This window comes from Actinoplanes sp. NPDC048791, assembly GCF_040650095.1.
GTDB lineage: Bacteria > Actinomycetota > Actinomycetes > Mycobacteriales > Micromonosporaceae > Actinoplanes.
Map to the genome: position 1 here is coordinate 1 of NZ_JBEZGQ010001223.1, position 2252 is coordinate 2252.

Below are 2252 nucleotides of genomic sequence, written 5' to 3' on the forward strand. Positions count from 1 at the left end.
CGATCGCCCCGCCGTTGCGGCAGCTCACCGGGTGGGTGGGCCGCCGGGTGGCGCGGGCCCAGGCGGCCGCGGTCACCGGGGCCGGCGGTGTCGTGGTCGACCTCGCCGAGGAGACGGGCGCGGTGTTCCGGGCCGACGCGGGCACGCTCTGCTACGACGGCTTCCACCCCTCGGCGGACGGTTACCGGGTGTGGGCGCACGCGCTCTACCCGGCGGTGCTCGACGCGGCGCAGGCCGCCGGACGCCGCTCGATTCAGGAATAACCGACAATCTGGTGTGACGAAGTGATGCTTCCGCGTCAAGTTACCGGCGCGTTAACGTTGGCTGCATGCCGGAAGCTGTCATTGTCGCCACCGCCCGCTCCCCCATCGGCCGCGCCGTCAAGGGCTCGCTGAAGGACCTGCGCCCCGACGACCTCGCCGCGACCATCATCGACGCCGCGCTGAGCAAGGTGCCCCAGCTCGACCGCACCCTCATCGAGGACCTCTACCTGGGCTGCGGCCTGCCCGGTGGCGAGCAGGGCTTCAACATGGCCCGCGTGGTCGCCACCCTGCTGGGCCTGGACGGCCTGCCGGGCGCCACCGTGACCCGCTACTGCTCCTCCTCGCTGCAGACCACCCGGATGGCCTTCCACGCCATCAAGGCCGGCGAGGGTGACATCTTCCTGTCGGCCGGCGTCGAGACGGTGTCCCGCTTCGGCCGGGGCAACTCCGACGGCCTGCCCCCGGAGGCCCAGGCGCTGGTCGGCGGCGGCTGGGAGAACCCGAAGTTCGCCGAGGCCCGGGTCCGCACAACCGAGGCGGCGAAGAACGGCGGCGTGTGGCACGACCCGCGCAAGGACGGCAACCTGCCCGACATCTACCTGGGCATGGGCTACACCGCGGAAAACCTGGCCCAGGCGTACGACGTCAGCCGCCAGGACATGGACGAGTTCGGGGTCCGCAGCCAGAACCTGGCTGAGAAGGCGATCGCGAACGGCTTCTGGCAGCGGGAGATCACCCCGGTCACGACCCCCGACGGCAAGGTGGTCTCGGCCGACGACGGTCCCCGCCCCGGCGTCACCATGGAGGCCGTCTCCGGCCTCAAGCCGGTGTTCCGCCCCGACGGCCGGATCACCGCCGGCAACTGCTGCCCGCTCAACGACGGCGCGGCCGCCGTGGTGGTCATGAGCGACACGAAGGCCCGCGAGCTGGGCATCACCCCGCTGGCCCGGATCGTGTCGACCGGCGTCACCGCCCTGTCGCCGGAGATCATGGGCCTGGGCCCGGTCGAGGCGTCCCGGCAGGCGCTCAAGCGGGCCGGGATGACCATCGACGACGTCGACCTGGTGGAGATCAACGAGGCCTTCGCGGCGCAGGTCATCCCGTCGTACCGCGAGCTCGGCATCCCGCTGGAGAAGCTGAACGTCAACGGCGGGGCGATCGCGGTGGGCCACCCGTTCGGCATGACGGGCGCCCGGATCACCGGCACCCTGCTGAACTCTCTGGACTGGCACGACAAGAGCATCGGCCTGGAGACGATGTGCGTCGGCGGCGGCCAGGGCATGGCGATGGTGCTCGAACGCCTCAGCTGAGGTCGTTCCCTGATTTTCCGCCGGGTCCGGCTGCCGTAGGGGGCGGTCGGGCTCGGCGGTTCAGTTCCCGGAGATTGAGGCCAACCAAGATCAAGGTCAGGTCGTGCCTGATTGCACGGCACTGACCGTCGCTCCCGCCGAGACCGGTCGCTTCGCTCCCTGCCATGTGCGGGACCACTCGCCCTCGCCCGCGCAGCGGGCACCCCCGGCTACGCCCTCACCTCACGCGCCCGCGCGATGCGCCGGCCTCGCAGCTCGCCTGGCCTCGAGCGGGGAGATCTTGGTAAAGGGTGGCCGCCATAGCGGCCAAATTCTCCCTAGATCTCCGGATTGCTCCGCTTGCGAGATGCGGAGCTGCCGCACCCACGGCCACCGCCTTCGCGACCTGGGACAGCTTCGCCTCCGGAATCTGCGATTGGCAAAGGGCACTCACGCCGAGACCGGTCGCGGTCCGTGCACGGGTGAACCCTTTCAGAGGGCGTCGCGTGCGGCCGTCACGGCTGCGGTCGCGCGGCTGAGGACGTCCTCCGGTGGTTTCGTGGCGAGCAGGTCGTCGGCCATCACGCGGAGCTGGTCAGGTAGGACCGTGTCGGCCAGGCGGGGAACCGGGCGGTGCCGGCGCTGCTCGGCGTCGGCGGCCTGATCGGCCAGGCGCTGGACGAGCGTGCGGACGGCCTCG

Annotated in this window: 2 protein-coding genes and 1 pseudogene; 2 read left to right on the forward strand and 1 reads right to left on the reverse strand. The window is 71.2% G+C overall.

All coding sequences use genetic code 11. From position 1 onward, the window contains the following. Positions 1-263, forward strand: a pseudogene (locus AB0C29_RS44630) (SGNH/GDSL hydrolase family protein); the annotation flags it as partial. 65 nt (positions 264-328) lie between these two features. Continuing rightward, positions 329-1573 carry an acetyl-CoA C-acetyltransferase gene (locus AB0C29_RS44635; RefSeq protein WP_360833908.1) on the forward strand — a complete coding sequence of 415 codons (1245 nt, stop codon included), beginning with the start codon at positions 329-331 and terminating at the stop codon, positions 1571-1573. A gap of 471 nt (positions 1574-2044) precedes the next feature. On the opposite strand, the gene AB0C29_RS44640 is transcribed toward AB0C29_RS44635, so the two are convergent. Continuing rightward, positions 2045-2252 (reverse strand): hypothetical protein (locus AB0C29_RS44640; protein WP_360833910.1); only part of this gene is annotated, 208 nt, incomplete at its 5' end.

What these genes read in the sequence shown, in the direction of transcription:
- AB0C29_RS44635 (WP_360833908.1), top strand. Translation starts at nt 329, where the DNA reads ATGCCGGAAGCTGTCATTGTCGCCACCGCCCGCTCCCCCATCGGCCGC.